This is a genomic window from Paenibacillus sp. FSL R7-0272 (assembly GCF_037969905.1).
GTDB lineage: Bacteria > Bacillota > Bacilli > Paenibacillales > Paenibacillaceae > Paenibacillus > Paenibacillus polysaccharolyticus.
In genome coordinates, this window is the sequence record NZ_CP150221.1 from 3,303,389 (window position 1) to 3,329,079 (window position 25,691).

Consider the following 25,691-nt stretch of genomic DNA (forward strand, 5'->3'; position numbering starts at 1 on the left):
ACTTTGCCGGAAGTCGATACAGAGAAGACAATTCTTGCGAATGAGAGCAACATATGAATGTAGAGCCACTGAATGGGGTCTTTGGATATCAGCGAGATCAACGATGAAGGATGACTTATTAAACATTTTTGTTTACAAAGAGATTTACTTATCCTATATTAAAGATACATCTGCAGGTGTATTTTACTAATATTTCAATATTTATGGAGGTGTCCTTGACAAACGAGAAACCAATCGGTATTTTTCATCGACGTTACAGCCCCATGACCATTGGCATCATGTTAGTATTAACCACTTCGGCATTCGAAGGGCTCGCGATAACAACCATTGCTGCCAAAATAGCTCAAGACATGCAGGGAATCCATTTGTATGGCTGGATTTTCAGCGCGTTTTTGTTATGTCAGCTTGTAGGAACACTGGTTATGGGCCAGCAAGTGGACAGGCGAGGTGTGTTCAATTCCATTCTTATATCATTTGGTATTTTTGTAATTGGAACAATCATTGCTGCGACATCCATTAACATGTATATGCTTATTGGAGGAAGAGCCTTTCAAGGATTTGGGGCTGGCGCTTTAATTACATGTGTCTATGTGTGTGTAACATTATACTACCCGGAAACGCTCCGAACTCAGATTTTGGCAGCTTTTTCAATGGCGTTTGTTTTGCCTTCGCTAATCGGGCCTTATTTTGCAGGAGTTCTTGCTTCTTATCTGTCTTGGCGGTTTGTTTTCTGGATCGTGATCCCTTTGATTGCACTTGCTCTTCTGCTTACATATCGCTCGTTTCGTGATCTGCAGCGCAATCAGCACATTATAGAAAAAGCACGAGCAGTTGACTCAAGAACAGGTCAGGCCATTTTATTAGCTATTGGAACGGGATTGTTATTGACAGGTCTTGGTATGATTCCAAACTGGCAGGGCATAGTTCTATCGATCGCTGGATTCATAATCATGATACCGTTCATGCACAAATTATTGCCTCAAGGAACATTTCTATTCAAATCCGGTTTGCCGGCAACCTTGGTAACAAGAGGATTGTATGTGGCTTGTTATTTTGCAACCGAGAGTTTTGTTATTCTGGGTTTGACTGAGATGAAGGGGTTATCGGCAGAAACTGCCGGATTACTTGTCGCAGCAGGCTCATTAAGCTGGTCTGGAGCGGCTTGGTTGCAAGCCAGATTGGATGTAAAAGACCAAGGTGATGGGCGAAAGCTGAGAGTGATGTATGGAATTGGCATTATGATCATCGGAGTTATGCTCGTCATTCTGGCTTTATTTTTGACGGATATCGGAATTGCGCTTATTCTCCTCTCACAGGTTATTATTGGTTTTGGTGTGGGGCTGGCTAACCCGACTACCGCGGTTCTTGCTTTACAGTACGCTGAGCTTGGACAGGAAGGAAAGATGTCTGCCAATCTTCAGTTTGTCGATTCTTTTTATGTGGCTGTAAGCATTGGTGTAAGCGGTTCATTGGTTGCTTTAGCCAAAACGACGGGATGGGGCATATCCACAGGCATTCTGATGGTGCTGACGCTTCAACTTCTATTGGTTATACTGAGCTTTTTCTCATCGTTGCGAATTACAGCCCATAAATCCCAAACAGATCATCCCGCTGGACAAAAAATAGATACACTTCCGATGTAAACAAACAACCGGTCAGACCAGATACGGATCGGAGGCACATATTACATTCAGGAGGTGCGCACGATGGCGCGTGTATTGGTTGTTATTACTCCGGCTGAAGGCCATGTGAACCCATCCCTTGGGTTAATTACGGAACTAGTCAAACTTGGAGAAGATGTTGTTTATGTTTGTGTAGAGGAATATCGTTCTCGGATTGAGCAAACGGGAGCTAAGGTCATGACCTATCCTTTTGCGGAGGATGCGTTCTCACATGAACCTACACTTAAGCCTTTGGCGTATCGGCATCCCTACCAATTCCTACACATGGTTACTTGCGGTATCATTCCCAGAATGATTCCTGAGGTGCTTCGTTTGATAGAACATGAAACGTTTGACTATCTGATCTATGATTCACTGATGGGGTGGGGAGGCCAAATTCTCGCTGAGAAATTAGGGATTCCATCCGTATGTACGATAGCTTCTTTTGCTTCCGTCGAGCCAGCAAGCATAGAGAACGGGGAGGTTATCAATACACGAGAACTATATGAAGCGATTATGAACAAGGCAAAAGAAATAGCAACAACGTATAAGGTCAGCCTGCCTGCTGTGGAGGAGATGATGACACATCAAGCTCAATTAAATATTGTTTACACCAGCCGTTATTTTCAGCCACGGGCAGAAGAATTGCAAGATCGTTTTCTATTCACAGGTTCATCGATTATTCCGCGGGAAGATGCTCCCAAATTCCCATCTCATCTTCTTCGTGAACGGCATACGAAGACAGTATACATTTCCATGGGAACCATACTGAATAAAAACCTGGAGTTTTACAAACTGTGCTTTGATGCATTAAAAGATCAAGCAGTAAATGTTGTTTTATCTTCGGGGAAATACACCGATATTACATCCATTGAAGCAATGATTCCCGATAACTTTATCGTGAAGCCTTATGTTGCTCAGATTGAAATATTACAGCATGCAGACGTTTTTGTTACCCATGCAGGCATGAATAGTGTAAGCGAGGCATTATATTTCGATGTTCCACTTGTCATGATTCCCATGACCTCGGATCAACCGTTTGTTGCAGGTCGCGTAAAAGAGCTTGGAGCCGGGATTGTATTAGATCAACATCACCTGAACGCAATCCAATTACAGGAGGCGATTATGGAAACACTTCACAATCCTATCTATAAAGAGCAGGCACATCTCATCGGCAAATCTTTAAAAGAAGCTGGGGGCTGCACCTTTGCGGCGACGGCGATAATGCAACAATTTGCCAAAGTATAACTGCAATTCACCTCTTATTCTCATATAACAGGGAATAAAATTAATGCTAATACAACAACCCCCTCACTTCGTTTCTTTCGAAAGAAGAGAGGGGGCAATTTAGAAAAGTACTTGTACAGCTAACCATTGGATATCAAGACAGAGTGCAAAATCGTTTACTTGCCCTTTTTCAAAATATCAAAAATGATTTTGGCATTATCAGTGTTATCAATTAAGCCAGAGAAGCGCTGACTTCCTGGGCCATAGGCATACACCGGAACATCTTCACCTGTGTGACCACCTGTTGTCCAACCTGTGAAAGAGCGGTTATCAATAATAGCTTCGATCGCATTATCAATTTTGGTCACATCAGCACTTTGAGCAGCATCTTTCACGGATTGAATTTCCTCAGCTGTCAGCTCAAGTTTGAGATATTTTTTCAAAGTTTCATCAACGGAAGCCCCTTTGGCAATTTGAGCAGCCATGAAGTCAGGAGTACGCAGTGAAGCTTTGATTGGGTCTACGAAGAAGTTGTATTCTCCATCTTTACCCAGGGTAAGTCCTCCTGTGGAGTGATCCGCTGTAGCTACAACCAGTGTTTGTCCGTCTTTTTTCGCAAAATCAATCGCTGCCTTAAAGGCTTTAGCGAAATCTTCCATCTCACTCATTGCGCCAACAATATCATTATCGTGTCCTGACCAGTCAATCTGGCTTCCTTCAACCATCAAGAAAAATCCTTTTTTGTTCGTTTTAAGACGATCAATAGCCGAATTCGTCATCTCAGCGAGTGAAGGTGTCGCGCTTGTGCGATCAATAAATTTGTCCAATCCGCCATCTGCAAACAGGCCAAGAACTTGTTTGTTTTTGTTCGCGAGCAGGGATGTACGATCCGTCACATAACTATAACCTGCTTTTTGAAACTCTTTCGTAAGATCACGGTCTTTACGTACAAAATTGGTTTTTCCTCCGCCAAGCAGTACATCCACTTTGTGTTTGCCGTTAATCAACTCGTCGTAGTAGTCATTTGCAATAGCACCCATGTTTTTGCGGCTGATATCATGGGCTCCAAATGCCGCTGGAGTAGCATGGGTAATCTCAGAAGTCGCAACCAAACCAGTTGATTTACCGATCTGTTTGGCTTGCTCCAACACGGTTTTGACATTCTTTTGATTCGTGTCCACTGCAATGGCTGCGTTATATGTCTTCACACCTGAGGACATTGCGGTTGCGGCAGAAGCGGAATCCGTAACATTTTGTTTGTCATCGTCGGGATAGGTCATTTGAGCGCCTACCAGATACGGATCAAACACCGTTTTTTCCATCACTTTCGTCTTAGGATTATCTTTCATATAACGATAAGCGGATGTATACGATGTTCCCATACCATCTCCAATAAGGAAAATGATATTTTTGATTGGTTTTTTCTCTGTTCCGGCAGCTTTAGCGATAGTTGCTTGTCCAGGGGAAAGAAGAGTAGCAGCTGATACAGCCAACGTCAGAGCTAATGCAGGCAATGATTTTTTAGACAATTTCACAACGATTCCTCCTCGATATCTCTTTAACATGAATGCATGAAGCTTTGTTCATTTGTTCATCCTTAAGAAGATTATCATTCATTTGTAAATAAAAACCATCACAATTGTACGCTGATTGTAAAATATTCAACATTAACTTACATACAAGCTTAGATCAGTCTAAACCCTAAAAACGAATAAAATCTCATTTATCAACTTGAATAGTTCGTAAATAATGTGAACAAAGCTCGAATTCCATTGACATCCCGTGTTATTTTTAATAAAATTCGAAATGCACCTCAGATTAAAAACAAAATTCTTTTTTTGATCTTCACATTCGGAGCTGTTCAGATCCTAATGACGAATATAGGAGCGTAAGAATTCCAATCCTATAGGCAATTAGGATTTTTTGTTTTTAACTGTGCTGCAGAATCTAAGAAAACAAAATGAAAGTTGGAGGCTGGCTTGACGATGGACAACTGGTTCAAACTGAAAGAAAGAGGCACCACCGTTTCAACCGAAATTATTGCTGGTATTACTACATTTTTCACGATGGTATACATAGTGATTGTGAATCCCGGAATTCTTAGTGGTACGGGAATGAGCTTTAACGGCGTATTTATTGCTACGATCCTGGCGAGTATTGTGGCAACGTTGATTATGGGATTGTGGTCCAATTATCCGATTGTTATCGCACCAGGCATGGGATTGAATGCGTTTTTCGCGTTTAGTGTTGTACAGGGTTATGGGGTAACTTGGCAGACAGCACTGGGTGCTGTATTCATTGCTGGTATTCTGTTTATTATTTTATCGTTGACTTCATTTCGTTACATGCTGCTGGATGCTATTCCGGCAAGTCTCAAACACGCCATTACAGCAGGGATTGGATTATTTATTACTACGGTAGGACTGCAGAATGCAGGTATTATTGCCAATTCGGAATCCAATTTGATTACACTTGGAAATCTGGCGCAACCGATGACCTATCTGACTCTTATCGGGCTGATCATCACCGTTACGTTGATGGCTTATAATGTGAAAGGTTATCTGTTTATCGGAATGGTCATTACCGCGATTATTGCGTGGTTCATGGGACTGTTCCAAATGCCTGCATCCATTGTAGCTATGCCTTCAGGACTGGGAGAAACTGCGTTCCAGATGGATTTGGCCGGTGTCTTCTCCAATGGACTATACACGATCATTTTCACATTCTTGTTAATTACGTTATTTGATACGACTGGTACGATGCTTGGGGTGGCGGAACAAGCTGGATTGTTGAAAGATGGTAAGTTCCCACGTTCCCGCGGCGCATTGCTCGCTGATGCTGTTGGTACAACGACGGGTGCTATGCTTGGAACAAGCCCAACCTCGGCTTATATTGAGTCCAGTACGGGTGTAGCCGCAGGAGGGAGAACGGGACTGACTGCGGTGACGGTAAGTATCTTGCTCGCCGCGACTTTGTTCTTTAGTCCAATCGTAAGTGTCATCTCGAGCATCCCGGCAATTACATCCCCGGCACTCATTATTGTTGGTTTCTTTATGATCAGTGTGATTAGTAAAATGAACTGGAGTGATCTGGAAGAGGCATTCCCGGCGTTCCTAATCATTATTCTGATGCCGCTGACGCACAGTATTGCAACAGGCATCGGAATTGGCTTTATTTTCTATCCTGTGCTCAAGCTGCTTCGTGGCAAAGGCAAAGATGTTCATCCGATTTTTTATATTTTTGCAATTCTGTTCTTCATTCAACTTGTATTCCTCGACCACTAAGAAACGGTCTTGAACATGGCAAAGAGAGCTGCGTTTATATAAGCAGTTCTTTTTTTTCATGTATACTGCTTAAAAACGATACAAAATGAATGATTTATTTACACAAAAACGGAGAGGACAGAAAAAACCTGGAAAAGCGGAGCGCTCGCCTTTATCACCGGATTTTCCCCTTTGGAAAAGGGAATCCAAAAAAATCTGGTGATAACAGCTACTCTCCAGGTTATTCTGTCATCGGAGTGGACTGTGTAAACCAATTCAACTTATATATGCCAGTTCATATTCCGTTCATATTGGCGTCACGCTGGCAACATCTTGTCTCACTATACTGTAAATAAGTCACCAAGACAGTTACACAGACTAAGGGACAGGAGAAGATGAGAATGGAAGAAATCGTAGAAATAAAGCAGACAGAGAAGAAACGTGGAAGGAAACGTAAGTTATTATTAAAAATATTCGGGGGAATCATCGGAGCGCTCGTATTATTCATGGGCATCGTATTTGTGATCCATGTGATTAGCAATGGAATGGAAAAGAAAAAGATAGAATCCTATGGGCAGTATGTGCAAGTGGATGGCAAAAACATGAATGTCTCCATTCAAGGTCACGGAGAACAGACCATCGTGCTGCTTCCGGGACAAGGAACCCCATCTCCGGTGTTGGATTTCAAACTATTAATTGACCAATTAACGTCAGATTATAAAGTGGTAACGATTGAACCATTTGGCTATGGATTAAGTGACCGTACAGACAAAGAACGTACCTCTGAAAATATCGTTAGCGAAATACATGAAGCTGTGGAGCAACTAGGTCTTGACCGTTATATTCTTATGGGGCACTCTATTGCGGGACTGTATAGTGCATCTTATGTAAAAGATTATCCAGGTGAAGTGATCGCATTTATCGGTATAGACAGCAGTGTTCCTAATCAGCCTGGCATGGATGTTAAACTACCTCTGAAATCGATGCAGTTCCTTCAAACATCAGGTCTGATGCGATTCCTCAAAAATGTGAGTTCAGATCCTTACAAATCCATGGACTATGATGAGCATACCATAGAGCAGATGAACCTGATCTCGAATCAGGTGTCGAGCAATGCGACCTTAATAAATGAGTTGAAAAATCTGGGTTCTAACTTCAAAAATGCAGAGAAACTGACCTATCCTCGCGATTTGCCGATGTTGCTTTTCGTTCAGTCCAATAATACTGCGAATCCCAATTGGATACCGCTACATGAGGAGCAGATCAAACAATCCGATCAGGGCAAAATGATCCCGATGGAAGGCTCGCACTATTTGCATCATACAAAGTACAAAGAGATTGCAGCAGAATTCAAAGCTTATATGAAGAGTGTTCAATTAAAATAAAGTAAAGTTGTAAAGGGGAAAAACATCTCCCCATAGGAGTCGCTATATTAGCGGCTTTTTTTGTTTTATCGGTAGAAGCTTCCACTGGATCAATTAATATAATTCTCAAGCTTCCTTTATCTGAGTAATCTCCCCGTGCTTCAATCCGAATTTTTCCATCATATCTAAAATCGGTAGGAGATCGCGTCCTTTGTCTGACAGAGAGTATTCTACTCGCGGTGGAACTTCAGGAAATACGTGTCTGGATATGAGTCTATTTTCCTCTAATTCCCTCAATTGTTTGGTTAATGAACCTTGCGGTATGTCATTCAGAAATGACTTGATTTCATGAAATCGCCGTGCTTGATCCTTCAAAAACCATATAATGAGAAATTTCCAACGCCCTGATAGCACGTGTTGAGTGTAAGCCATGCCAAAAATGATAGGATACTTTTCCCTAAACTCTTCGTGAAATCCGTCTTTGCATATCCGAGTCATACACTTCCTCCTCTCAATGATAATCCAATAGTATTAAAAAAGTGACTATGTTCATTATTTTTGCCTACTACTAACTTATAGAGGTCTCAGCTAGTATAGAAGACATTGAGAAAATCTTCAATCTAGGCTTGAAATATACGTATAAAGGAGTTCGTCAGATGAATAAGATTACCGAATTACTGAATATAGAATATCCCATTATTTCTGCAGCTATGAATTGGGTAACTTCAGCAGAGTTTGTAGCTGCTGTTTGTAATGCAGGGGGGATGGGGGTACTCGGACCAAATGCTGGACAAAAACTACATCCTACTAATTTGAAAGAATATGCTGATAACCTGCGAAACGAGATCCGTAAAGTAAAGCAGTTAACGAATAAAAATTTCGCTGTAAATTATATATTCCCCCTAGATGACAGTGGCACTCTACCATTTGGCTCATTGCTTTTTGATATCATAGTTGAAGAAGAAGTCAAATATGTCGTAGCCATTGGGAACCAAATGGTCGCGAGCGAAATGATAAAATTAAAAGAGCAAGGTATAACCGTTATCTATAGGCCGCTTAACCCTACGGTCCATAACATTCTGGAGGCGGAGAAACATGGAGCTGATGCAGTTATCGTTACTGGTAGCGAGGCTGGGGGACATTTTAGTCAGTATAATCTTAGTCTATTTACGCTGTTACCCCAAATAACTGCAGTTGTTAATTTGCCTGTGATTGCGGCTGGTGGAATTATCGATGGACGTGGTGCTAAAGCAGCCTTTGCGATGGGGGCACAAGGCGTTTACATGGGAACTAGATTCATAGCAACCGTAGAAAATCCTGCGAGTCCTGCCGCCAAGCAAGCCATTATTGATGTCAAAAGTGAAGAAATACTCGAACTGGATGGGGTTTATGAGCGAACAATCCCGACTCCAGGAGGAAAAAAAGCTTATCAACTCATTAATGAAGGGAAGTCACTAGATGCCGTTCCGTACCACAAAAATGGATATAAAGAGACGCTCCTATTAGGGAATTTAGATCAAGGAACAATTAGCGTTTCTCCATCAGCAGGAGGGATTCGGGAAATATTGACATGTCAGGAAGTTATAGATGAGATTATAAACCATATAGGTTATTAATTAGCAAGATTATGCTTTCCAAAAATGGATTCATCACCACTATGATAACTAAAATCTATACGCAGCAAAAAGTGGTACCAGACCAGGTGCCGCTTTTTGCTTATCAGAAATTTTATATACAAGTACTTCATAATAGATACCGTGTTGAGATCACGGAAAATCTCCTCGTAACAAATGGAATTTTAAGGTTTATTTGTCATTGGTTTAAGCTTTTCCACTTCATTTTTATTAAATATATATCTTCCCTTAGCATTGAAAGTTATAATGATTCCTGAGCAAGTAAAATTAGAGTTTGTCCAAAAATCAAGTGCATTCGGAGGTAACGATCAGCATGAATATTCAGTTTGGCACTCCAGCCACCTATTGGGTTGAAGCACTGCCTATCGGTAACGGCAAGTTGGGCGGAATGGTCTTTGGCGGTATCGAAAAAGAACGCATTGCATTGAACGAAGACACGTTATGGTCAGGCTATGCACAGGATTGGAATAACCCGGAGGCTCGTGAAGTATTGCCTCAAATCAGGGAATTGATCGCCCGTAAACAGTACGTAGAAGCGGATCAACTTAGCAAAAAAATGATGGGGCCTTTTACACAATCGTACCTGCCATTTGGTGATCTGGAACTTGTGATGGAACACGGACAATTATGTGAACGAAAAACTTATCAGCGCAAGCTGGATTTATCTACAGGTGTTGTAAGCGTTTCCTATGAAATTGGTGGAGTACGATATGACAGGGAGGTATTTGCTTCCCATCCCGATCAGGGTATCGTCATTCGTTTAACCGCAAGCAAAGAAGGAAGACTTAACTTTCATACTAGGCTGAGCAGTCCGCTGAGACATGAAACTTCTGCTGCGAACGCTCAATATGAACTATCTGGAATGGCTCCTGAGTATGTGTCACCGAACTATCACGATGTTGAAGTGCCTGTTCGTTACGGAGATGAAGCAACTAGTCGTGCGATGACTTTCCATGGCAGACTTGCAGTATCTCATACTGGAGGCACACTGCATTCAAGCGGTGGTGGACTGCAAATCGTTGGTGCAACGGAAGCGGTCATTTACTTTTCAGGGGCTACAAGTTATGTATCCTCTAATCAAAAAGCGGACAGCGTAACCTCCCCCAAACAGAAGACTGCGGACGTTATTAAGCAGATTATGACTCGTGATTATACAGATTTGCGTCAACGTCATGTACAGGATCATCAAGCGCTGTTTAATCGTGTTCAACTCCACCTGGGTGAAAGTGTTGCTCCGCAGGACATGCCTACAGATGAGCGCATCGAGAAATACGGTAGCAGTGATCCAGGGTTAGTCGAGTTGTTGTTCAACTATGGCCGTTATTTGATGATTGCCAGCTCCAGACAGGGAACGTTACCAGCCAATCTTCAGGGAATCTGGAATCAGGAAACACGTGCACCCTGGAGTAGCAACTACACATTGAATATTAATGCAGAGATGAACTATTGGCCGGCAGAGACGTGTAACATGGCTGAACTGCATGAACCATTGCTTGATTTTATTGGAAAACTGGCGGAAAACGGACGAAAAACAGCTGAAGTAAACTATGGCGCTCGTGGATGGGTAGCCCATCACAATGCGGATATTTGGGGACAAACAGCCCCTGTAGGGGATTATGGTGCAGGTGATCCGTCATGGGCTTTGTGGATGATGGGCGGCGTATGGCTGACGCAGCATCTGTGGGAACATTATGCGTTCTCAGAGGATAAAGAGTTTTTGCAGGAGACCGGTTATCCACTGATGAAGGATGCCGCCTTGTTCTGTCTGGACTGGCTCATTGAGAATAAAGAAGGACATTTGATCACATCACCATCAACATCACCAGAGATGAAATTTGTCATTAACGGAGAACATACAGCTGTCAGTGAGGCAACTACAATGGACATTTCCCTCATTGCCGAGCTGTTCGAAAACTGTATTCAAGCAGCTGAAGTGTTGCAAACGGATGCGGAATTCGTGGATCTCCTGCGAGCGAAGAGAGAACAACTGCTGCCTTTGCAGATCGACCCAAAAGGTCGCCTTCAGGAATGGAGCGAGGATTTCACAGAAGAAGATCCGCAGCACCGCCACGTATCCCACTTGGTTGGTGTGTTCCCGGGAAGACTGATTACAAAGAAAAAATCTCCTGAACTGATGCAGGCAGCACGCACTTCACTCGAGGTTCGGGGTGACGGTGGTACAGGCTGGAGTCTTGGCTGGAAAATCGGTTTATGGGCTCGTTTTGGAGAAGGGAATCGCGCTGAACAGCTTATCTCCAATTTGTTAACACTCGTTAAAGCTTACGAGCCAAGCAAACATGAGCAGGGTGGCGTGTACGCGAACTTGTTTGATGCTCATCCGCCATTCCAAATCGATGGAAACTTTGCGGCAACCGCAGGTATTGCAGAGATGTTACTGCAATCTCATCAGGGGTATCTGGATTTCCTGCCAGCATTGCCTGAACGCTGGTCTACAGGTTCGGTTAAAGGTTTGAGAGCAAGAGGCGGGTTTGAGGTTAGCCTAAGTTGGGAGAACGGTAAGCTAGTTGAAGCAGAAGTCCTCTCACATACGGGCAATACATGTTATTTGCAGGTTGAGCCTGGCTTGAAAGTATATCAAGGGGATACGGTTGTACAAACCGTTCAGGAGAAAGACGATCAAGTTAGTCTGCCAACGCAAAAAGGACAAATATATACTATCCGATTTGAATAAAATGAACTTCAAACTTAATGTCGTTCGTGTGGATTAACTCATATGTCATAACTTCATTCACCACCAGAGCAATATAATGTTCTGGAGGTCATGCCGCTGATCAGGAATGGTCAGCGGTTTTCATTTGATACAAACTTGAAAAGTTAAGTGTTGTATTGAAAACGGTTTTATGCTATTTTGAATGTATAAAAACGTTTTAATAGCAAAGGAACCTGAATGTATGGGAAAAATCACAATTAAAGATGTTGCAAGGGAAGCCGGTGTCTCGATCTCTACGGTTTCGAATGCCTTAAATGGTGTGGATGTACTGAATCCGGAAACGAAGTCCCATGTGCTCAAAGTGGCGGAACGTTTAAACTACATTCCCAATCTGAATGGGAAACTGTTGAAGTCAGGTCAGACAAAAATGCTTGGTTTTTTCACTACAAGTGTGTCGGGTCCGTATTTTTACAAGTTAGTCGAAGCCATGTCGCGTGAGTGTGACCGTCTCGGATACGGACTTAATGTGTTTGTAACCAAAGATAAACATGTGATTATGAGCAATATTCTTGGCAGGCGGGTAGATGGAGTAATCATCTACGAAGAGCTTCGGATTGATGAACAGGATATTCTGTCCATGGAAAAAGACAAGATTAAAGCGGTATTCCTGGATCGTGTGTATGAGAGCGAACGAATGGGAAGTGTCATCTTTGACTCTTACGTAGCCAGTTATGAAGCAACCAAATATCTGATCGGGCTCGGTCATCAGAAAATTGCTTATATCTCCGGTGTAGATGAGATGTTTGACAGTGTACAGCGCCGGGAGGGGTATCTGGCGGCCCTTCGAGAATACGAACTTCCAGTCGATGAGGACTACATTATTCAAGGGTATTTTGAAGAAGAGGCCACTTACAGTGCCATCAAATCCTTCATTCATAAGCATCCAGGCAAGTTGCCTGATGCATTTCTCGCCGGCAATGACCTGAGTGCGATCGGATGCATACAGGCATTAAAATCTCATGGTTATGAGGTTCCGAGTGACATCAGTGTAGTCGGATTCGATGATATCGATATCGCTCCGTATTATTCTCCACCCTTAACAACCGTTCGGAACCAAATTGCAAGACAAGGCATTCTAGCTGTCACGCAATTGGTCAATATGATCAAGGGACAGGAACAAGGAATAGCGCAAAAGTTATCTGGAGAACTTATTGTACGCGGTTCAAGTCATGTGAAAATGAACAACCGGAGAGATGGCCGTAAATAACGGGTGAGAGGCTCGTCGGGTCCATTTTTCATTTTATATTACAGAGAAGGGAGTTTTTTCGGATAAAATAAAAACGTTTTTATAAAATGGAATACATGCATCTATCGACACATACAGAGGGGAGCAACGAAGCATGAGTCACTTGACGACTACAGCAGACAGACAGCAGCAACCTCTTAGACCCGGTGGCAAAGAGCCGTCCAAGCAACGGTTCAAGACGTTCTGGATCGATTTTTCCAGACAATGGGAGATCCAGTCCATGGTTCTGCCCGGCATTCTATTCATGATTGTTTTCTGTTACATACCGATCTACGGATTAACGATTGCCTTCAAAAATTACACCGTCATTGATACGCTGTCCAGTGCCCCATGGGTGGGGCTGGATAACTTCAGAATCATTATGTCAGATAAATACTTCTGGGATGCTGTTGTGAATACGCTGGGTATCAGCTTTTTGAAGCTAGGTATCGGGTTTGTCATTCCGATTATTCTGGCCATTATGATTTACGAGCTGAACAGCGGACGATTCAAGAAATTCGTGCAAACGGTTTCATATTTACCTCACTTTCTCTCATGGATCGTGCTGGGCGGTATGCTTATCACCTGGTTCTCCACAACCGGCTTGTTCAATGAACTACTGCTCGGTCTTGGCATCATATCACAGCCGCAAAACATATTGCTGGACGCGGGCAAGTACTGGTGGATCGCCACGTTATCGGATATCTGGAAGGAGGCTGGCTGGGGCACCATTTTGTATCTCGCCATCATGTCCAAGATCGATCCTACGTACTATGAGGCCGCCAAAATCGACGGAGCCAGCCGGATGCGTCAGATCTGGAATATCACCTTGCCTAACATGAAATCCATTATCAGCCTGAATCTGATTCTGACGGTCAGCGGATTGCTGGGTTCGAATCTGGACCAAACGCTGGTGCTTATGAACTCACAGAACCGCGAGAAGGCCGAAGTCATTAATTCCTATGTCTATCGCATGGGGATGTCGCAGGGTGACTTTTCATATGCTACCGCCGTAGGTTTGGGTGTTTCCATCATATCTGTGATTCTGCTCGTCACTGCAAACAAAATAACTAGCAAGCTAAATGACAACCAGTCTGTGCTGTAGAAGGAGGTTCCCTCATGAATGGAAAAGCGGCCAAAGAAGATCTGGACAGCCGGATTTTTGATACGCTCAATATCATTTTTTTAATAATCTGTACCATCGTCATTATTATTCCGCTCTGGAATGTCATCATCTCGTCCTTTAGTTCAGGCAAAGCACTGGCAGAAGGTGGATTCATCTTCTGGTCACCCGAGTTCTCGCTGGAAAACTACCGAGCGGTGTTTAATGATTCAAACATCTGGCAGGCGTTCTTCATCTCGGTATCCAAAACGTTAATCGGTGTCGTGACACATGTATTCTTCTGCGCCATGGTCGGATACGGTTTGAGTAAAAAGTACCTGAGAGGACGCAAATTGTATGTAGCCATGGGTGTAATTACCATGTTTTTCTCCGGCGGCATGATTCCAACCTTTTTGCTCATTAAGGCACTCGGTCTCCTGAACAGCTTCTGGGTGTATATTATTCCGGCTTTGTTCAGTTTCTTCGATGTCGTCATCCTGATGAATTTCTTCCGTAATGTACCGGATTCACTCGAAGAGTCGGCAAAGATGGATGGGGCTGGAGACTGGCATATCTTTCTCAAAATCTTTATCCCGCTATCCATGCCGGCAATGGCAACGATTGCTTTGTTTAACGGGGTAGGGCAGTGGAACGACTTTATGACGACCAAACTGTATATCACAGACCAATCGCTTTACCCGTTACAGATGATGTTATATGAAATTATTGTGCAATCCCAGACACAGTCCATGCAGAACGTGGGCGGGTCTGTCGTGATCGAAACAACAACCAAAGGCGTGCAGCTTGCCACCATCGTCATTACCACATTGCCAATTGTACTGTTCTATCCTTTGTTGCAACGATATTTCATTTCAGGCATGATGCTTGGGGCAGTTAAGGAATAAAACGATAGATTCACATCAACGATTTATATTCGACTACGAGGGGGAAAACACATGTTTAATATTCACCGGGTACTGGGCAAAAGAGGGGTTAAAGGATGTGCAGCATTATTGACAGCTGTATTAATGATTACGGGATGCAGCGGTGGTTCCGATGGATCGAGTGAAGCAAACTGGGTATCCATCGAGAATCGCTATACGGTTGATCCGGAGAAACCAGCATGGCAGCTCGATAAAAAGGAGGAAGTGACCGATCTGACCTGGTACGTTAATGCAGATTGGTGGAACACCGATTTTGGCAAAGACATTGTCACCAAAAAAATTAAGGAAGACTTGAACATTAACATTAAATTTATTACAGGTGATGATACCAAATTAAATACCTTTTTCGCCGGCGGAGATATGCCTGACCTGCTGACGGTGTTTGATTCCAATTCGCAAGTTGTGAGCAAAGCATCAACCTGGGCCATACCTCTGAATGAGTTGGCTGAGAAATATGATCCGTTTTTCAACAAGGTCGCGGCTGCGGACACGATGAAGTGGTTCCAGCAAGCGGATGGCAAGACTTACGGTTATCCGAATTACTCCAACACACAAGCAGATTATGATAGCGGTAACATTCCAGCCAAGACTGCCTTTATCATCCGCAAAGACGTATATGAAGCATTAGGCAGTCCAGTCATGGGAACACCGGAGCAATTCCAAAGTGTAATGAAACAGATCAAAGAAAAGTTCCCATCGCTTATTCCGTTTGGCTTTAACGCCATCGGTGGAGGCACCGGTTCGCTTGGCGATGCGTTACAGGATTTTATCGGCGTACCCCTGGAGACGGCAAACGGAGAGTTTTATGACCGCAATCTGGACGAAGATTATCTGACTTGGCTGAAAACCTTAAACGCTGTATACAGAGACGGCAATATTAGTGATGACAGTTTTGCGGATGACGGTACGGCCTTTGAAGAAAAGGTGAAATCCGGTAAATATGCGGCGATGCTGCTCGACGGTACACCTCAACAGGGCGGAAATCTTCAGATCTACATGAGTGACAACGAAGGCAAAGAGTACATCGCTATTGATGGGCCGCAAAGTACCAAGGGCAACGCACCGACTCTGAATCAGTCCGGTATTACAGGCTGGATGATTAATTTCATCTCCAAGGATGCCAAAGACCCGGCTAAAGCGATGCAAATTTTCACGTATTTGCTGAGTGAAGAAGGCCAGATACTGATGAACTATGGCGTTGAAGGAGAGACGTTTAAGAAAAAAGCTGACGGTACGGTGGAGTTACTTCCGGCAGTGAAGGACATGCAATTGCATAATGCGGATCAATTCAAGAAGGATTATCGCCTGGGTGAATTTATGTTTTTCGGTCATGACCGTCATAAGGCGCTGAGTGCCGATGCCTTTCCCGAGGCCATTAAACAAATGCAAGCATGGGGCAAAGGCAAGCTGACACCTCATTTTATTCTGGAAAATATCAATCCGAACCTGGGAACACCGGAAGCTCGCGCCTTGTCCGCCATTAACACCAAATGGAACTCAACACTGGTAAGCATGTTGCGTTCGAAGGATGATGCCTCGTTTGACAACGCCCTTGCCGCATATCAATCGTTCTTGGAGGAAAATCGCTGGCCTGACATTGTGAAAATCCGTAGCGAGAAGATGAAGCAGAATAAAGAGAAATTAGGCATGCAATAATGAGGAGGCTTTGCGATGACAACATTTAAAATGTTCAAAACTACGGGGGAAAATGACCTGTTTCGTCTTGTTCCCCCCGAGGAATACAATCCGATCAAGTCCATGGACGCTGATTCGATGGTCGTAACCGTTCAACTGGATGATCGTCAAACGTACCAGGAGATGGACGGGTTCGGAGCGTCATTTACAGATGCTGCGGCATATTTGATGAATCAAAAGATAACGCATGAACAGCGGGTTGAAGTGATGTCACGGCTCTTCCACCCTACAGAAGGGATCGGTTTGTCGGTTATTCGCAATCCGATGGGCGCTTCGGATTATGCCCGCACGGTATACAGTTACAACGATCTGCCCGACCATCAGACAGACCCGAAATTAACCACATTCAGCATTGCACATGATGAAGCGGATATCATCCCGTTAACCCGGCAGGCGCTTGCACTGAATCCCGAGCTGAAACTGTTCGCTTCGCCGTGGAGCGCACCCGGCTGGATGAAAACAAGCGGCTCGATGATTACAGGCCAGCTCAAGCCTGAGTGGTATCCGGCATATGCGGAGTACTTTGTAAAATATATTCAGTCCTATGCAGCTCACGGTCTGCCAATCTATGCAATCACCCCGCAGAATGAGGCTTTATATGAACCTGGACATTATCCAGGTATGCTGATGCCTGCTGAGGTGCAAGCAGAGTTCATTGTCAATCATCTCAAGCCAGCTTTCGTGCGCAACAACCTTGCCACCAAAATCCTGTGTTATGATCACAACTGGGATCGTCCGGATTATCCACTGACCGTTCTGGAACAAGCAGGAGAAGCCGTGGATGGAGTGGCTTGGCATTGGTATGGGGGAGATGCGTCAGCCCAATCCAAAGTGTACGAAGCTTTTGCGGGAAAAGAAGTGCACTTCACCGAAGGTTCTGGAGGGGAATGGATTCCGCCTTTTGAACAAGCGTTCTCCAATGTGATTCGAACAGGCATTCACATTTTGCGAAACTATAGCAAGTCACTCGTACTGTGGAATATGGCACTGGACGAACATAACGGCCCAACGGTGCCGGGTTTTGGAGAGAGCACGTGCCGTGGAATTGTGCAGATTAACCAACAGACGGGAGAGCTTGTCTACACGCTGGATTATTACGCGCTAGCTCATTTCAGTGCTTTGATTCGCCCTAAAGCGGTTCAAATCCAATCGGTGTCCAGCGATGATTCCATATACACGGTAGCTTTTCGCAACACGGACGGAAGCACAGCATTGGTACTGTTTAACGATGAGCAAGAAGGCAAACAGGTTAAGATTGAAATGCAAGATCAAGAGAGCCTTGTTGTATACATGGAATCCAAAAGTGCTATATCCATATTAATATCGAACGATTAAAGGGCAGTAGCTCGGCTATGACCTAATGGTTGTAGAAATGAGAACACCTGCCTCAGCATGTATTCTCGACATTACTAAAGAGCAATAGTGTCAACCATACAGACCGCCAACTTTGGCGGTCTTATATCTGTTTTCTAATCTGTTGTGTATTTTTTGATCGTTTTCTGATCATTTTTCTAACCTTTTAAGGGGATTTCATACATGCAGTCCGAATAAAGTACAAGATAGAATGTATCTGTCCCTGAATTTTTTGGGTGATGGCTCGTGTATAAATAACCAACTTTGGAGGACTTCCATGTATAAACTGATGATTGTGGAGGACGAATTGCTAATGCGCGTGGGCATTCGTTCCATGCTGAACTGGGAAGAATACGGTTTTTGTATAGCAGGTGAGGCTAGTAATGGAAAAGAAGCACTGGAGCTTGCGCTTGAAAAGGTACCTGACTTGATCATTACAGACATCCGAATGCCCGTTATGGATGGATTAGCATTAATCAAAGCATTATCCCCATCGTTAAAAAGCTGTAAATTCGTCATTCTGAGCAATTTCGATGAATTAGATTACGTGAAAAATGCTTTAAAGTTCGGTGCCACCGATTACTTAATTAAAAGCGAAATTAACGAGCAATCGCTTATCGAGTTTTTGACAAATATACGGGAGAAGCTGCAAAGTGAACGCCATCCATTTAACGCCTTACCCTATGTATCCTCCGATTATTCCAAGAGTATCCGATATTTGAAGGATAGCTTTTTCCAAGATATTGTAAGCGGATTCATCCATGAAAAAGAGATGTTTTCCAAAGCGGAGGAACTCCATTTTCGTATCCAGTCAGATCAGCTGGTCGTCATCAAATTCATCGTTAATCATTATGAGAAGGTTAAACGCAAGTACATTGAAAAAGGGGAGAAGCTGCTCCGTTTCTCGATACTCAACATTATGGAAGAGGTTATTCCATCCCGGTGGGCAAAGGAGATTTTTGTGGAAAGCTCGTCTGAATACTGGGTGGTGGTTAACGTCGGATCTAACACGGATGCACATGCTGATCTGAACAAATTGATTCGTAAAGTGCTCACTTCCCTTAAGGATTTTATGAACCTGTCGCTTACAGCGGGAGTAAGTTCGATTTGTTTCGGCTTTGTGTCGTTGCGGAGAGCATGTCAGGAGGCAGAATTTGCGCTTAAGGAACGCTTTTTTACGGGTGAAAGCCAGATCCTATATGTTGATGAGGTACGTGAAACTCCGAACAGGAAAGACGTTGAACATCTGCTGAGTCCGCAGCAGGAACAACATTTCATGAAAATTTGTATGAGCAAAAATAAGGAGGAGGCCCGGCAATTTGTTGAAGAAATCTACATTGACCTGAAGACCGTAAGGGCAGGCGAGAACAGTATCCGCAAGCAATACCTTACGTTGCTCGAAACAATGCACGCCCATTTGCTGAACAGCACATCACGAAGCAAGCTTTCCATGACGGAGAAATCCCCCTATGAGATTGTCCTAAACGGGGAGCATTGGGAGGATATCCATCAGAATGTGCTGACTTATATCACGGAGACGTTTAGCGCCAGTTCCCAGGTCACACACGAATTCAAATATACAGACCTCGCCATAGACATCATCAACCGTTATTATGCAGAGGATCTTTCCCTGCAAAGTGTAGCTGGCCAGATTAACGTGAATCCGTCCTATTTAAGCCGTTTGTTCAAGCAGGAGAAGAAGGAAAATTTCATCTCTTATCTGACCCGGGTTCGGATTGATCATGCGAAGGCTTTTCTGCTCAGCAAAGAGCTGAGAATATATGAGATTGCCGATAAAGTCGGGTATCACAACTACACGTATTTCAGTAAGATTTTCAAAAAGAACACAGGGCTTACGCCAGAGGAATATCGGGAACAGCAGCATGTGCATGCCATTCGGAAATAGAGGTGTGATCGATGAAATATAAGCGGCCTTTTCAGATTAAATACAAGATTATGGTGATCTGTATGATCGTCATCATCTTTCCTGTCGTTGTGATGACTATTAATTCGTACTACTCTTCCGAAAGGTTATTATCACAGAATTACAACACACTTCTTAGCGATTTGACCAAACAGACGAACATTCGCATCGACGAGTTTTTGAAAGAAATCGAAAAGATCACACTGCTTGCAAGTAATGGTCTCAGTGACAGTTTATCTGCTACCCATGAAGGAAGCTTTCCGATTCAGGATTTTCTGCGCGTAAGTAATGAAGAAAACGAAATCTCGGCATATAACATACTAATGAATTACATCATGATGAAGGATCGTGTATTTTCCATTTATCTCTACAATATGAACGGAGGAGAAGATCTGTTTGTAAGTCCACATCAACCGATTGACAAGGCCTTCAATGTGAGAAATGAGCTGTGGTTCAAGAAGTTTATGCATGAGGATGAGCGTACGATCACGTTAACAACCCGGGTTGACAAGCAACTCGAAAATAAAGTGCTGGCCGTGTCCCATGCACGAAAAATTCATGATGTCACGAACGGCAAATTGCTTGGCGTGATGGTAGTTAGCATCGATATTAAATTTATCGAAATCGTCAATCGTAACTTGCAGGAAGGACTTCGATCCAGATTTATGATCATTGATGAGGACGAAAAGATCGTTTACAACGTCAACGACCAGTTAATTGGCACCTTGTTTCGGGATAACGTTCGTCCATCCGAAGCAACCAACGTCGTGGTAAAGAGTCCGCTTAGTCAGCAGAAATGGACTACATATGTCTATATGCCGCTGGAAGAGCTAACTGCCGATGGTAGAATACTAGGTAAAAACCTCGTAACGCTAGCGATCGTCATGTCACTTTTTGCTGCGGTGATCTCCATTTTCCTGTCTCACGTCATTACACGTCCCATCAAAAAGCTGTTAAACAATATACGTCTTGTCGAAAAGGGGCAGTTTGAGCAGGTGCAGGATATTCGCTCTCGTGATGAGATTGGTCATTTATCCACCAGATTCAACCGAATGTCCCATGAATTGAAACGAATGGTGGAACGCATGCAGCAGGAAGAGATCGAGAAAGCCGCTGCCGAGATGCGGGCACTGCATGATCAGATTAACCCGCACTTTCTGTATAATACTTTAGGTTCCGTGAAATGGATCGCTTCCATGCAACAGGCCGACAAAATTGTAGATATGACCGATGCACTGATCTCTATGCTCCGATATGCCACCAAGTCTGATGGAAGTCTCGTTATGATTCGTGAAGAATTAACTCACATTGCACATTACGTGACTATCCAAAATGTTCGATATTATGGCAGTATTCAGATGAAATATGAGATCGATGAGAACCTGCTACAATATGCAATGCCTAAAATGATCCTGCAGCCCATCGTCGAGAACGCGTTCTTTCACGGTCTGGCCGAGATCGAAGAGGATGGCGTAATTACGATTCGAATAGGATCTCAGGAGGAAGACATCTGCATTGAAGTTTGTGATAATGGAACCGGCATGGATCAGAGTATGGTACGAAGCTTGATGGAGGAAAAGCATGAAACAGGAAATGGAGGCCGGGGGATAGGCCTCTATAATGTACAACGGCGTATTCAACTTCACTTCGGTGAGCCGTATGGGATACAGGTGAAAAGTGAGGTCGGCAAAGGAACAACGTTTGCAATTCTGCTTCCAGCGATCTCCTGTTTACCAGATAACAAGTGAATGTGGATTAGACAGTCGCATGCGAAGTGGCCCTTGATGTCACACTTTAACCTTTAACACTGCCGAGTACCAGTCCTTTGGTAAAATACTTTTGCAAGAACGGATAGATCAGCAGAATCGGTATCGCACCGAGGAACATCTGCGCGGCTCGCCCTGTCCGGGCATTCATCATGGATAACAGTTGCGTGTAATCCGATCCGGATTTCAGCATCATCTGCTCAAAGCTTTGAAGCAGCGTCTGCAAATAGCTCTGTAACGGATAGTTGGCGGGATTGTTCATATAGATAATGCCGTCAAACCAGGAGTTCCAGTGACCCACAATGCTGAACAATCCAACCGTCGCGAGCGCAGGTTTGAGAAGCGGCAGCATAATGCGGATCAACACTTGCAGAGGGCCTGCGCCGTCAATGATAGCCGATTCTTCGATCTCTTCAGGAAGTCCACGAATAAAGTTCATCAGAATAATCATGCTGAACACGGGGAGCGCTCCTGGCAGAATCAGAGACCAGATGGAATCAATCAGTCCCATTTTCACCACAACCAGATACGTCGGGATTAAACCGCCGCTAAACAGCATCGTTACGATAAAAAATCCCATGTAGACGTTGCGCCCCATCACTTTCTGTTTGGTTTTGGATAGAGGGTAGGCTGTTAGCACAATTAACACCAGATTCACAAGCGTGCCCAGAACTGTTCGCTGGATGGCAACCCATAGCGAGGAATAAAACGCGCCACCAGAAAGGGCAAACTCATAAGCTTTGGTTGTGAACTCGACAGGCCAGAAGGTAACACTACCAGCCGATACCGCTGAACTGCTACTGAAGGACACAGCGAGTAAATTCACAAATGGCAACACACAGAGGAGCGAGATGGTCAGCAGGATGGTGTAATTTATAATAAGAAACACGCGTCTGCTTATACTTTTATCATAAATCATGCGAATATGCCCTCCTTAGAAGATACGGTAACCCGCCACGCGGTAAGCTAGAATGTAAGAGACAGCGACTAAAATGCAGGAGATCACGGATTTGAATAATCCAACGGCGGTCGCAATGGAATATTGGGCTTGCTGTATCCCCAGACGATAGACATAAGTATCGATAATATCACCGGTCTGATAAACGACAGGAGAGTAGAGGTTGTAAATCTGGTCGAAACCGGCATTCAACACGTTTCCAAGGGAAAGCACAGACATCAGAACAATCGTTGGCATGAGTAGGGGCAGGGTGATATAGAGTGTTTGCTTCCAACGCTTGGCTCCATCGATCACTGCGGCTTCATATAGTCCGGGGTCAATGCTGGTTAAAGCCGCCAGATAAACGACCGTTCCAAAACCGAAACCCTTCCATATGTCGCTCACGATCATTGTCCATGGGAAGATGGAAGGGGTACCGAGAAAAGAGATCGGCTTGACGCCGAACAAACTCAGAAACGTATTCACGATGCCATTCGCACTTAGAACATCCAGCATGATACCCGCCATAATGACCCAAGACAAGAAATTCGGTATATACACGAGGGTCTGAAAGGTGCGTTTGATCCCGTTGTGCAAGACTTCGTTCAGCAGCAGTGCGAAAACAACCGGCACGACAATGCCGCCAAGCATTTTGAATATGGACATGTAGAGGGTGTTCCAGATCGTTCTCACAAAGTTAGGCTGATTGAATACATGCGTGAAATTGTCCCATCCGACCCACGGTGAGTTAAAGCCAAGACCGGGGTTATATTTTTGAAACGCAATAATGAGTCCATAGAACGGGATGTAGCTAAAAATAAATACCAGCACAACGCTGGGGATCAACATGAGGTGGTAAGGACTTTGCTGCTTCCATTTTTTCAGCATGGCTTTTCCTCCGTTCAGTTATCAAAAAGAGGGGATGAGAACGGGCTCACCCCCTCCGGCTTCACACCGCAAATGCTTTATTTCCCGTAGGCTTCGTTGACTGCTTCAATGGCATTATCTCCACCAGCTGCTCGCCAGTTCTGTACGACCACGTCAAAATAATCGATGCTTTCACTGCCCATAATGATTTTGGTAAATCCTTCGGTCAGAATGTCATCCTGCGTTGTGCCGTAACTGGAGAGAGCTTCGGGCGTAACACCCCATAGCGCGGTTTTGATATAGTTGTTGCTATCAAGCACTTTTTTGGCCAGACCATATGCATTCTTCGGAGCACCCTGTTGCAAATAATCGCCAGTTGCTCCCGGTGTCGCATTTTTAATAAACTCCACGCTATTATTGTATTTCTGCCACATTCCTGAAGTCGTAAGTCCGCTTGTATCCTTCGTTTCAAGAGCTTTGGACACAGCTTCAAACTGCTCATAGTCCGAATTCGGATTAAGTACACGGAACGCACCAACCACGTGGGCAATATCATTGTCGAGCAGGGCAGACAGTGTCTCCGGTTTTTCCTTGCCGTTACCTTCATCTACGATGTAGGCATAATCATTCAGGATTTCGATCACCGCTTGCGGATTGGCGGCATCTTTTTTCATAACAATGTAGTTGTTGTTGGCAAAAAAGATCGACTGTTTTGCTTCCTTACCGTCCACGGTTGGAATGAGATACGGATAAAAGATCGAATCTTTGCCCAGATTGGCAATCGTATCTACGCCCGGATTATACCCCCACCACTGATAGTAAGGCTGGATGCCTACTTTACCAGCAACGATATCGGCATTCATCGCGTTGAAGTCTTTAATTGCAAATTCGGGATCAATAATGCCTAATTTATACCACTCCGCCCACTCGGCAAGCGCATTTTTCATTTCAGGTTGAATGGAGCCATAGGTGAGTTTTCCCGAATTATCTTCAATCCACATGTCGGGATGTGCATTCCATGCAATGGCAAGCAGATTGAGGTAGTCCAGGGATTGATCCACAGCCATGCCGTATCCGCCGTGTTTTTCCATAAATTTGAGTGCCATATTTTTGATATCTTCAACGGATTTCGGATCTTGAAGTTTAAGTTCTTCTTTCCAGTCGTTCCGGATCCAGATAAAGTCGGGCTGTTCAATTAACCCCCAGTGCATCTGCGGTATACCGTAGAGCTTCCCGTCTTTTTTTCCTGATTCGTAGCTGTCTGCATCCGCTTTCATATAACCTTTCAGACGTTCCGAGGCATGCTGTTCAAAGGCTTCTGTCAAATCCATGACCATATCGGCTTCAACCAATTGGCGTAACTGAGAAGGATTCACCCGGAAAACGTCAGGTAGTTCGTTGGAAGAGATGGCGAGATTGAGTTTTGTTTCATATTCATCACTGACCCAGTCCGTCTTGACGTTAATGTTTAACTTCTCTTTATACCGGCGAGTCCAGACATTATTGGTGATATCATCGCCCTTTGGATATTTCGCTGAACTGTACTCCGATGTGACCGTATGAATGGTGACTGCACCTGTGCCGTCATCGTCCGCGTCGGTCTGTGTTTTACCTTTTCCCGTGTCACTACAAGCTGTGATGAGCAGAGCGGACATACTCACCGACATGATTAGAAGCTTCATCTTTTGGTTCATTGACGTTCCCCCTCAAGTTCAAGTCATATTTAGGAAAGTTGTACTTGAAGATATTGTAATGGAGAATAAGAGGAGGGGATATAAACGTTATTGACCAGAATCTGTATGATTTTTTACTTAAGAGGAAGATTGAAAGAGCGAATGGGATGGGAAGTGTGTACGGATCTTGCACTTATTTGAACTGTGTTGCACTTTTTTGACCTGTTCGAACCAAAGAAGATCGTGAGAATTATCGAAAGTATACATATTTTTCAGGTTACTTGTGGCTTTTCGTTGTGCTGCGGTGTCTAATTCATTGTAAATC

General features: G+C 43.9%; 18 protein-coding genes. 13 read left to right on the forward strand and 5 right to left on the reverse strand.

Features of this window, described 5'->3' with window-relative positions; genetic code table 11:
• Positions 1 to 209: 209 nt before the first annotated feature.
• Both MKY23_RS14595 and MKY23_RS14600 read left to right on the forward strand, forming a co-directional pair.
• Positions 210 to 1,643 carry an MFS transporter gene (locus MKY23_RS14595; RefSeq protein WP_339830367.1) on the forward strand — a complete coding sequence of 478 codons (1,434 nt, stop codon included), beginning with the start codon at positions 210 to 212 and terminating at the stop codon, positions 1,641 to 1,643.
• Between the two features lie 63 nt (positions 1,644 to 1,706).
• Positions 1,707 to 2,909: a macrolide family glycosyltransferase gene (locus MKY23_RS14600; protein ID WP_339830370.1), complete on the forward strand. Its 1,203-nt coding sequence runs from the start codon at positions 1,707 to 1,709 to the stop codon at positions 2,907 to 2,909.
• Positions 2,910 to 3,064: 155 nt separating this feature from the next.
• Here the strand turns inward: MKY23_RS14600 and MKY23_RS14605 are convergent, their stop codons facing one another.
• Positions 3,065 to 4,453, reverse strand: a complete 1,389-nt coding sequence (locus MKY23_RS14605) for an alkaline phosphatase (protein WP_339830373.1) — start codon at positions 4,451 to 4,453, stop codon at positions 3,065 to 3,067.
• A 420-nt stretch (positions 4,454 to 4,873) separates the two neighbouring features.
• On the opposite strand from MKY23_RS14605, the gene MKY23_RS14610 reads away from it, so the two are divergent.
• Together MKY23_RS14610 and MKY23_RS14615 are read left to right on the forward strand one after the other, a co-directional pair.
• Complete coding sequence (locus tag MKY23_RS14610; protein WP_339830376.1) at positions 4,874 to 6,172, forward strand: NCS2 family permease; 1,299 nt, start codon at positions 4,874 to 4,876, stop codon at positions 6,170 to 6,172.
• Positions 6,173 to 6,552: 380 nt separating this feature from the next.
• Positions 6,553 to 7,536: an alpha/beta hydrolase gene (locus MKY23_RS14615; RefSeq protein WP_339830379.1), complete on the forward strand. Its 984-nt coding sequence runs from the start codon at positions 6,553 to 6,555 to the stop codon at positions 7,534 to 7,536.
• Positions 7,537 to 7,641: 105 nt separating this feature from the next.
• Here MKY23_RS14615 and MKY23_RS14620 read toward each other — a convergent pair whose 3' ends face one another.
• Positions 7,642 to 8,013 (reverse strand): helix-turn-helix domain-containing protein, encoded by a 372-nt coding sequence (locus MKY23_RS14620; RefSeq protein ID WP_090916121.1) that lies wholly within the window; start codon positions 8,011 to 8,013, stop codon positions 7,642 to 7,644.
• A gap of 158 nt (positions 8,014 to 8,171) precedes the next feature.
• Between MKY23_RS14620 and MKY23_RS14625 the strand changes: the two genes are divergently transcribed.
• From MKY23_RS14625 to MKY23_RS14665, 9 genes are all read left to right on the forward strand, one after another.
• Positions 8,172 to 9,131, forward strand: a complete 960-nt coding sequence (locus MKY23_RS14625) for a nitronate monooxygenase (RefSeq protein WP_339830384.1) — start codon at positions 8,172 to 8,174, stop codon at positions 9,129 to 9,131.
• Between the two features lie 331 nt (positions 9,132 to 9,462).
• Positions 9,463 to 11,841 (forward strand): glycoside hydrolase family 95 protein, encoded by a 2,379-nt coding sequence (locus tag MKY23_RS14630; RefSeq protein WP_339830387.1) that lies wholly within the window; start codon positions 9,463 to 9,465, stop codon positions 11,839 to 11,841.
• A gap of 220 nt (positions 11,842 to 12,061) precedes the next feature.
• Positions 12,062 to 13,087 (forward strand): LacI family DNA-binding transcriptional regulator, encoded by a 1,026-nt coding sequence (locus tag MKY23_RS14635; protein WP_154888906.1) that lies wholly within the window; start codon positions 12,062 to 12,064, stop codon positions 13,085 to 13,087.
• A gap of 133 nt (positions 13,088 to 13,220) precedes the next feature.
• On the forward strand, positions 13,221 to 14,210 hold the full coding sequence (locus MKY23_RS14640; RefSeq protein WP_339830391.1) for an ABC transporter permease subunit: 990 nt from the start codon (positions 13,221 to 13,223) through the stop codon (positions 14,208 to 14,210).
• 14 nt (positions 14,211 to 14,224) lie between these two features.
• Positions 14,225 to 15,112 (forward strand): carbohydrate ABC transporter permease, encoded by an 888-nt coding sequence (locus MKY23_RS14645; protein ID WP_339830394.1) that lies wholly within the window; start codon positions 14,225 to 14,227, stop codon positions 15,110 to 15,112.
• Positions 15,113 to 15,163: 51 nt separating this feature from the next.
• Complete coding sequence (locus MKY23_RS14650; RefSeq protein WP_339830397.1) at positions 15,164 to 16,807, forward strand: sugar ABC transporter substrate-binding protein; 1,644 nt, start codon at positions 15,164 to 15,166, stop codon at positions 16,805 to 16,807.
• Positions 16,808 to 16,822: 15 nt separating this feature from the next.
• Positions 16,823 to 18,181: a glycoside hydrolase family 30 beta sandwich domain-containing protein gene (locus MKY23_RS14655; protein WP_339830400.1), complete on the forward strand. Its 1,359-nt coding sequence runs from the start codon at positions 16,823 to 16,825 to the stop codon at positions 18,179 to 18,181.
• A gap of 295 nt (positions 18,182 to 18,476) precedes the next feature.
• Complete coding sequence (locus MKY23_RS14660) at positions 18,477 to 20,105, forward strand: response regulator (RefSeq protein WP_339830403.1); 1,629 nt, start codon at positions 18,477 to 18,479, stop codon at positions 20,103 to 20,105.
• Between the two features lie 11 nt (positions 20,106 to 20,116).
• Entirely contained in the window at positions 20,117 to 21,871 is a 1,755-nt protein-coding gene (locus MKY23_RS14665) for a sensor histidine kinase (RefSeq protein WP_336119967.1), read from the forward strand.
• 46 nt (positions 21,872 to 21,917) lie between these two features.
• Here the strand turns inward: MKY23_RS14665 and MKY23_RS14670 are convergent, their stop codons facing one another.
• From MKY23_RS14670 to MKY23_RS14680, 3 genes are all read right to left on the reverse strand, one after another.
• Entirely contained in the window at positions 21,918 to 22,808 is an 891-nt protein-coding gene (locus tag MKY23_RS14670) for a carbohydrate ABC transporter permease (RefSeq protein ID WP_090916140.1), read from the reverse strand.
• 15 nt (positions 22,809 to 22,823) lie between these two features.
• Entirely contained in the window at positions 22,824 to 23,714 is an 891-nt protein-coding gene (locus tag MKY23_RS14675; RefSeq protein ID WP_090916142.1) for an ABC transporter permease subunit, read from the reverse strand.
• Between the two features lie 77 nt (positions 23,715 to 23,791).
• Complete coding sequence (locus MKY23_RS14680; RefSeq protein WP_339830415.1) at positions 23,792 to 25,387, reverse strand: hypothetical protein; 1,596 nt, start codon at positions 25,385 to 25,387, stop codon at positions 23,792 to 23,794.
• Positions 25,388 to 25,691: the final 304 nt, after the last annotated feature.

Bases quoted from the DNA above. Each gene is read 5' to 3' on its own strand.
- MKY23_RS14600 (WP_339830370.1), top strand. From the start codon at position 1,707: ATGGCGCGTGTATTGGTTGTTATTACTCCGGCTGAAGGCCATGTGAAC.
- MKY23_RS14605 (WP_339830373.1), bottom strand. From the start codon at position 4,453: ATGTTAAAGAGATATCGAGGAGGAATCGTTGTGAAATTGTCTAAAAAA.
- MKY23_RS14610 (WP_339830376.1), top strand. From the start codon at position 4,874: ATGGACAACTGGTTCAAACTGAAAGAAAGAGGCACCACCGTTTCAACC.
- MKY23_RS14615 (WP_339830379.1), top strand. From the start codon at position 6,553: ATGGAAGAAATCGTAGAAATAAAGCAGACAGAGAAGAAACGTGGAAGG.
- MKY23_RS14620 (WP_090916121.1), bottom strand. From the start codon at position 8,013: ATGACTCGGATATGCAAAGACGGATTTCACGAAGAGTTTAGGGAAAAG.
- MKY23_RS14625 (WP_339830384.1), top strand. From the start codon at position 8,172: ATGAATAAGATTACCGAATTACTGAATATAGAATATCCCATTATTTCT.
- MKY23_RS14630 (WP_339830387.1), top strand. From the start codon at position 9,463: ATGAATATTCAGTTTGGCACTCCAGCCACCTATTGGGTTGAAGCACTG.
- MKY23_RS14635 (WP_154888906.1), top strand. From the start codon at position 12,062: ATGGGAAAAATCACAATTAAAGATGTTGCAAGGGAAGCCGGTGTCTCG.
- MKY23_RS14640 (WP_339830391.1), top strand. From the start codon at position 13,221: ATGAGTCACTTGACGACTACAGCAGACAGACAGCAGCAACCTCTTAGA.
- MKY23_RS14645 (WP_339830394.1), top strand. From the start codon at position 14,225: ATGAATGGAAAAGCGGCCAAAGAAGATCTGGACAGCCGGATTTTTGAT.
- MKY23_RS14650 (WP_339830397.1), top strand. From the start codon at position 15,164: ATGTTTAATATTCACCGGGTACTGGGCAAAAGAGGGGTTAAAGGATGT.
- MKY23_RS14655 (WP_339830400.1), top strand. From the start codon at position 16,823: ATGACAACATTTAAAATGTTCAAAACTACGGGGGAAAATGACCTGTTT.
- MKY23_RS14660 (WP_339830403.1), top strand. From the start codon at position 18,477: ATGTATAAACTGATGATTGTGGAGGACGAATTGCTAATGCGCGTGGGC.
- MKY23_RS14665 (WP_336119967.1), top strand. From the start codon at position 20,117: ATGAAATATAAGCGGCCTTTTCAGATTAAATACAAGATTATGGTGATC.
- MKY23_RS14670 (WP_090916140.1), bottom strand. From the start codon at position 22,808: ATGATTTATGATAAAAGTATAAGCAGACGCGTGTTTCTTATTATAAAT.
- MKY23_RS14675 (WP_090916142.1), bottom strand. From the start codon at position 23,714: ATGCTGAAAAAATGGAAGCAGCAAAGTCCTTACCACCTCATGTTGATC.
- MKY23_RS14680 (WP_339830415.1), bottom strand. From the start codon at position 25,387: ATGAACCAAAAGATGAAGCTTCTAATCATGTCGGTGAGTATGTCCGCT.